The 6,839-nt window shown below is 67.4% G+C and carries 8 protein-coding genes; 4 read left to right on the top strand and 4 right to left on the bottom strand.

Annotated elements, in window-relative coordinates:
• Positions 1-180 precede the first annotated feature (180 nt).
• From tauA to tauD, 4 genes are all read left to right on the top strand, one after another.
• Complete coding sequence (gene tauA, locus AAHM40_RS13525) at positions 181-1,161, top strand: taurine ABC transporter substrate-binding protein (protein ID WP_342245098.1); 981 nt, start codon at positions 181-183, stop codon at positions 1,159-1,161.
• Between the two features lie 88 nt (positions 1,162-1,249).
• Complete coding sequence (gene tauB / locus AAHM40_RS13530) at positions 1,250-2,032, top strand: taurine ABC transporter ATP-binding subunit (protein WP_342245099.1); 783 nt, start codon at positions 1,250-1,252, stop codon at positions 2,030-2,032.
• The gene (gene tauC / locus AAHM40_RS13535) at positions 2,029-2,862 is read left to right on the top strand and encodes a taurine ABC transporter permease TauC (RefSeq protein WP_342245100.1); all 834 of its coding nucleotides are present in this window, start codon (positions 2,029-2,031) and stop codon (positions 2,860-2,862) included. The genes tauB and tauC overlap by 4 nt, the downstream gene beginning before the upstream one ends.
• A gap of 154 nt (positions 2,863-3,016) precedes the next feature.
• Complete coding sequence (gene tauD / locus AAHM40_RS13540; protein ID WP_342245101.1) at positions 3,017-3,850, top strand: taurine dioxygenase; 834 nt, start codon at positions 3,017-3,019, stop codon at positions 3,848-3,850.
• Between the two features lie 106 nt (positions 3,851-3,956).
• Here tauD and AAHM40_RS13545 read toward each other — a convergent pair whose 3' ends face one another.
• Genes AAHM40_RS13545 through AAHM40_RS13560 form a run of 4 tightly spaced genes read right to left on the bottom strand, consistent with a single transcriptional unit; the run spans position 3,957 to position 6,839 of the window.
• Positions 3,957-4,253, bottom strand: a complete 297-nt coding sequence (locus AAHM40_RS13545; protein WP_342245102.1) for a DUF971 domain-containing protein — start codon at positions 4,251-4,253, stop codon at positions 3,957-3,959.
• Positions 4,253-5,218 (bottom strand): HEAT repeat domain-containing protein, encoded by a 966-nt coding sequence (locus AAHM40_RS13550; RefSeq protein WP_342245103.1) that lies wholly within the window; start codon positions 5,216-5,218, stop codon positions 4,253-4,255. Before AAHM40_RS13550 ends, AAHM40_RS13545 begins: the two co-directional genes overlap by 1 nt.
• On the bottom strand, positions 5,215-6,069 hold the full coding sequence (locus AAHM40_RS13555) for an ABC transporter ATP-binding protein (RefSeq protein ID WP_342245104.1): 855 nt from the start codon (positions 6,067-6,069) through the stop codon (positions 5,215-5,217). Before AAHM40_RS13555 ends, AAHM40_RS13550 begins: the two co-directional genes overlap by 4 nt.
• On the bottom strand, positions 6,069-6,839 hold the full coding sequence (locus tag AAHM40_RS13560; protein ID WP_342245105.1) for an ABC transporter permease: 771 nt from the start codon (positions 6,837-6,839) through the stop codon (positions 6,069-6,071). Before AAHM40_RS13560 ends, AAHM40_RS13555 begins: the two co-directional genes overlap by 1 nt.

Below are 6,839 nucleotides of genomic sequence, written 5' to 3' on the forward strand. Positions count from 1 at the left end.
TACGGAGTTCAATCCGTTCCCCAATTCGCCGGACCTAAGCTAATGCCAAAAAATTATTTATTTCTTATTTTTTAGATCAATAAGATCACTTCCACCGGACCACCGGACACCCCTGAGCGCACCCCCCTGTCCCGTGGACCGGCCTCCAAGACCGGCCCCAGCCCGTTGAGGAGCACCCCCATGATTCCGTCCCTGTTCCCCCGTCGCCTGCTGGCAGCCTTGACCCTTGGCGGCCTGGCACTGAGCGCCCAGGCCGCGGACTTCACCGTCGCCTACCAAACCACTGTCGACCCGGCCAAAGTGGCCCAGGCCGATGGCGCCTATGAAAAGGCGAGCAAATCCGAGATTGACTGGCGCAAGTTCGACAGCGGCGCTGAAGTCATCACCGCCGTCGCCTCCGGTGACGTGCAGATCGGATATGTCGGCTCCAGCCCCCTGGCCGCCGCCGCCACTCGCCAGCTCCCGATCCAGACATTCCTCATTGCCACCCAGATCGGCGACGCCGAAGCCCTGGTGGCGCGCAATGGCGCTGGCATCACCAAGCCCGAAGACCTGATCGGCAAGAAGATCGCCGTGCCCTTCGTCTCCACCGGTCACTACAGCCTGCTGGCCGCGCTCAAGCACTGGCAGATCGACCCCACCAAGGTCACCATCCTCAACCTCGCGCCGCCGGCCATCATCGCTGCCTGGCAGCGTGGCGACATCGACGCCACCTACGTCTGGGACCCAGCCCTGGGCGTCGCCAAATCCAACGGTAAGGTGCTGATCAGCTCCGGCGAGCTGAGCAAGCTGGGCGCACCCACCTTCGACGCCTGGATCGTGCGCAAGGACTTCGCCAAGAAGCATCCGGAAGTCGTCCGCGCCTTCGCCAAGGTGACCCTCGACGCCTACGCCGCCTACCGCAAGGATCCGCAGGCCTGGCTGGCCGACAAGGCCAACGTCGACAAGCTGGTGAAGCTCTCCGGCGCCAAGGCCGAGGACATTCCGCTGCTGCTGCAGGGCAACGTCTTCCCGCTGGCCGCCGACCAGGTAACCGCCCTCGGCGCACCGACCACCCAGGCCATCAGCGAGACCGCGGCCTTCCTCAAGGAGCAGGGCAAGGTCGACGCGGTGCTGCCTGACTACGCGCCCTACGTCAGCACCCAGTTCGTCACCAACTGACCGGCTGCGCGCCGACGGGGAGGCCGATTGCGGCGCCCCGCCGGCGCTTGGCGGATCAACCTTCCCGCTTATCCAGAGCATGTGAAAAATGGCCCTACTCCAGCTGGAGCGCATCAGCGCACAGTACCCAGGCGCGGCCGAGCCGGTACTGATCGACATTTCCTTCGACCTCGGCCCCGGCGAGCTGCTGGTGGCCCTCGGCCCTTCCGGCAGTGGCAAGACCACCCTACTCAACCTCATCGCCGGTTTCGTCAGCCCCAGCGCCGGCCGCATCAGCCTCGATGGCGTGCCCGTCAAGGGCCCCGGCGCCGAACGCGGCGTGGTGTTCCAGGACGACGCCCTGCTGCCCTGGCAGGACGTGCTCGGTAATGTCGCCTTCGGCCTCGAACTCGCCGGCGTGGCCCGTGCCGAGCGCGAGGCCCGCGCCCGCGAGATGCTCGCCCTGGTGGACCTGGCCGGCTTCGACAAACGCCGTATCTGGGAGCTTTCCGGTGGGCAGAAACAGCGCGTCGGCATCGCCCGCGCACTGGCTGCCGACCCTCGCGTGCTGTTGATGGACGAGCCCTTCGGTGCGCTGGATGCCTTCACCCGCGAGCAGATGCAGGAGCTTTTGCTGCAGGTCTGGCGACGCGCTGCCAAACCGGTGTTCCTGATCACCCACGACATCGAGGAAGCGGTCTTCCTCGCCAGCGAACTCATCCTGCTGTCGCCCAATCCGGGCCGCATCAGCGAGCGCCTGCGCCTGGACTTCGGCCAGCGCTACGCCGCCGGGGAAAGTGCGCGGGCGATCAAGTCCGACCCGCGCTTCATCGAAACCCGCGAGCACGTGCTCGCCCAGGTCTTCGCCGAACGCCAGAGGAGAAGTGCATGAGCAGCCTCGACCTTTCCCTGGCCAGCAAGGCCGCAGCGGCCGTGACCGCACGTCCGCGCCAGCCCATAAGCACCCTGTCCATCAGCCTGCTGACCCTGGCCGCCCTGTTGTTCGCCTGGTGGACGGTGACCGCCGCCGGGCTCATCGAACCCCTGTTCCTGCCCAGCCCGCAGGCCATCGCCCGCAAGGGGTGGGTGCTGCTGACCCAGGGCTACATGGACGCCAGCCTCTGGCAGCACCTGGGTGCGAGCCTCGGGCGCATTGGCTTGGCTCTGCTGGCGGCGGTGCTGATGGCTGTGCCGCTGGGTATCGCCATCGGCCGCAACCGCATTGCGCGCGGCATCTTCGACCCGCTGATCGAGTTCTACCGGCCCATCCCGCCGCTGGCCTACCTGCCGCTGATCGTGATCTGGTGCGGCATCGGTGAGCTGTCCAAGGTGCTGCTGATCTTCCTCGCGATCTTCGCCCCCATCGCCATCGCCACCGCCACCGGCGTGCGCAATGTTGACCCTGCGCGGCTGCGGGCAGCGCAATCCCTTGGCGCCACCCAGGCCCAATTGATCCGCTATGTGATCCTGCCCAGCGCCCTGCCGGACATCCTCACCGGCGTGCGCATCGGCCTTGGCGTCGGCTGGTCCACCCTGGTGGCCGCCGAGCTAGTAGCCGCCACCCGTGGCCTGGGCTTCATGGTGCAGTCGGCGGCGCAGTTCCTGGTCACCGATGTGGTGATCCTCGGCATCCTGGTCATCGCCCTGATCGCCTTTGCTCTGGAACTCGGCCTGCGCGCCCTGCAACGCAAGCTCGTGCCCTGGCATGGGCAAGGACGCTAGGCCCAGCTCCCTCACCCCCAGCCCCTCTCCCAAAGGGAGAGGGGAGCCAGTTGGTGCCACACAAGAATTCCCAGTTCACACGAACATCCCCCTCTCCCTCTGGGAGAGGGCCGGGGTGAGGGAATCCCCGCCCCAAGGCTTCAGGAGATACACCATGACCCTGCACATCACCCCGCTCTCCCCCGCCCTCGGCGCCGTGGTCGAAGGCCTCGACCTCAGCAAGCCGCTCGATTCCTCGCTGCGTGAAGCAGTTGAAAGCGCCCTGCTCGCCCACCAGGTGCTGTTTTTCCGCGACCAGCCGCTAAACCCGCCGCAGCAAGCGGCCTTCGCCCGCAACTTCGGCGACCTGCACATCCACCCGATCTACCCGAACATTCCCGAGCAGCCGGAAGTGCTGGTGCTCGACACCGCCGTCACCGACGTGCGCGACAACGCCCTCTGGCACACCGATGTGACCTTCCTGGAAACCCCGGCCCTGGGCGCGGTGCTCGCCGCCAAGCTGCTGCCGCCCAACGGCGGCGACACCCTGTGGGCCAGCAGCAGCGCGGCCTATGACGCACTGTCGAAACCCATCCAGCAGCTACTGGAAGGCCTGACCGCCACCCACGACCTGTCCCGTTCCTTCCCCGAGGAACGCTTCAGCCTCACCGCCGAGGAACACGAGCGCCTGGAAGACGCCAAGCGCAAGCACCCGCCGCGCAGCCATCCGGTGGTGCGCACCCATCCGGTCACCGGACGCAAGGGTTTGTTCGTCAACGAAGGCTTCACCACCCGCATTAACGAACTCTCGGCGCAGGAAAGCGATGCGCTGCTGCGCCTGCTCTTCGCCCACGGCACCCGCCCGGAGTTCACCATCCGCTGGCGCTGGCAGGCCAATGACGTGGCCTTCTGGGACAACCGCATCACCCAGCACTTCGCCGTCGACGACTACCGTCCGCAGCGTCGCGTGATGCACCGCGCGACGATCCTGGGGGACAAGCCGTTCTGAACGTCCGCGACACGCCACCGGACTGGGCGTTGCGTTGAAACGCAGCGCTACCCATCAGCGCTGGCCGATGGGTATCGCGAGCTCCACCCATCCTACGTTCTGGCTCTTAGGAGCAGAGGGCGGCGGAACCCAACTCCCGCAAGTACTCCCAGGGATAAATCCCCCGCTCGTGCCCATCGCTGAACACCAGTTGCACGCCGTAACCCTGGAGCGCGATGCGTTCCAGGCGCACGTCGTGATCCACCACCCCGATCGCCCCACGCAGCCGCGCCGCCTTGCACTGCGAGCAGGGGCAGGCACCACGCAAGCGGGCATGACTGATCTCCCGCCGCCCCCCATCTGCCCACTCCAGAAACAAACGTGCTTCGCTGCGCGAATTGCGCAGGGTACTGGGGGCGTCCATCAGGCCGCTCCCTGCAGTTGCGCCAGGGCAATGCGTACCGCCTTGCGCACTTCCGGATCACCATCGACCTCGGCCTGGCGCAGCGCCGGCAACGCGGCGGCGTCGCCCAGCTCGCCCAAGGCCAGCGCAGCCTCCTTGCGCAAGTTGGCGATGCCGTGGCCGAGCAGCACGGAAAGCTCCGCAAGAGCCTCGCAATAGCGCAGGCGACCGAGGGCACGCGCGGCGCGCAAACGCACCTGCCAGTAATCGTCTTCCAAGGCCCGCACCAGTGCCGCGCCAGCGTCGGCCAGGCCGACCTTGCCGAGGGTGGTGGCGGCCTCCTCGCGCACCTGCCAGGCGCTATCAGCCAAGGCGGCGTAAAGGGCTGGCAGTACCTCCCCGTCGCTGGCCAGCCCCAGGGCGCCGGTGGCGGCGCGGCGTACTTCGGTATCCGCGTCGTCACTGGCCAGGCGGGCCAGTGCTGGCAGCGCGGCTTCGTGTTTCAACCAGCCGAGGATGCCCACCGCCTCCCGGCGCACCGGCGCTTCACCGTCGTCCAGCGCCAACAATGCCGGGCCGGCGGCCTCCTCTAGTCGCAGCTCACGCAGGGCACGTAGCGCACTGGCGCGGACGAAGCCGTCGGCATGGGTCACCCACGGCAGGATCAGCCGCCCCGCCTCCAGGCTCTTCAGTTCACTGAGGCTCTGGGCAGCGGCCAGGCGCACCGGCTCGGCCCCATCAGCCAGGGCCGCGCAGAGTGCCTGGACGACGTCGGGCTCCTCCCAGGCCTCCAGCAGACGCGCAGCCTCGGCGCGTACCTCAGCAGCGTCATCCGCGGCAAGGGCGTCGGTGAGCCAGGGCAGGCCCTCCGGGTCTTCCAGGTCGGCGAGTTCGATCAGGGCAATGCGGCGCACACCGGCATCGTCATCCACCAGGCGTGGCAGCAGTTCGAGGATGTCGGGGTTGTCGATTTCACGGTTGGTCATAGGGCAACTCGCAGTGGCGGGTGATCGGTGGGCAGCCCAAGCGGCGTCAGGCGTGGCAACTCGCGGCCGTCTTCATGGCGCAGCAGTTCCAGGCAATGGCGCTTGAGATGGGTGAAGCCGGGGGTGGTGAGGAGGCTGGCGCGGCGCGGACGTGGGAAGTCCAGGCGCAGGTCTTCGATGAAGCGTCCAGGGCGCGGGCTCATCACCAGGATGCGGTCGGCCAGGAACAAGGCTTCGTCGATGTCGTGGGTGACGAACACCACGGTGGTGCGGATGCGCATCCAGATATCCAGCAGCAGTTCCTGCATGCGCGAGCGGGTCTGCGCATCCAGCGCGCCGAAGGGCTCGTCCATCAGCAGCAGACGCGGGCGGTTGATCAGCACGCGGGCAATCTCGGCGCGCTGCTGCATGCCGCCGGAAAGCTGGCTGGGCCAACGCTCGGCGAAATCGCCCAACCCCACCAGACCGAGGAACTCAGCGGCGCGGCGCTGCCGTTCGGCCTTGCCGATGCCCTGCATCTTCAAGCCGAAGGCGACGTTGTCGAGCACGCTGCGCCAGGGCAACAGCGTGTGGTGCTGGAACACCATGCCGCGCTCGGGTGAGGGTCCCTCCACCGGCTGGCCATCCACGTCCAGGCTGCCGGCGCTGGGCTTGAGGTGGCCAGCCAGCGCGCCGAGCAAGGTGGACTTGCCGCAACCTGAAGGGCCTAGGATGCAGACGAATTCCCCCGGCGCGATGGCGAAGTCCAACGTCTGCACCGCCTCGAAGGCATCGCGGCCCTGACCCAGGCGGATGGAGACGCCCCTGGCCTCGATGCGGCCGGGTTCCACTGCGCGTTCGAAGCTGCTCATCAGGCGTTCCTCCGCGCGCGGTACCAGGGCGTGGCGAGCGCGCCCAGGCGTTTGACCAGGGCACTGCTGCCCATGCCGAGCAGGCCGATCAGCAGCATGCCGACGACGATGTCGGCGTAGTTCTGCACCACGTAGGACTCCCAGGTGTAATAACCGATGCCGAACTGCCCGGAGATCATCTCGGCAGTGACCAGGCAGAACCACGACGTGCCCATGCCGATGGCGAGGCCAGTGACGATGCTCGGCGCCGCGCCGGGCAGGATCACCTCGCGCAGGATCGCCAGACGCCCAGCGCCAAGGCTGCGCGCCGATGCGATCAGCCGGGGGTCGACGCCTTCGACGCCATGCACGGTGTTGAGCAGGATGGGGAACAGCGCACCGGTGAAAGTGATGAACACCATGGACAGCTCGGACGAGGGAAACATCAGGATGGCCAGGGGAATCCAGGCCACCGCGGGAATCGGCCGCAGCACTTCCAGCGGCGGCAACAGGCTGTCTTCGGCCCACTTCGAACGGCCGATTGCCAGCCCCAGCAGAACGCCGACCAGGGCGGCACTGAGATAACCGGCAAACACCCGCGACAGGCTGCTGGACAGGTGCGGCAACAGCTTGCTGGAGTGCGCCAGTTGCCAGGCGGCGTCGAGCACGGCGGCGGGCGTGGGCACATAGGTGAAGGTGAACAGGCCAAGGTCCAGCCGCGTCGTAGCCGCCATCTGCCAGAACAGCAGGCAGGCGGCCAGCGAGGCGAGGCGCAGGGGCCAGCGGTACAG

Source organism: Pseudomonas sp. OTU5201 (assembly GCF_038440135.1).
Lineage (GTDB): Bacteria > Pseudomonadota > Gammaproteobacteria > Pseudomonadales > Pseudomonadaceae > Metapseudomonas > Metapseudomonas resinovorans.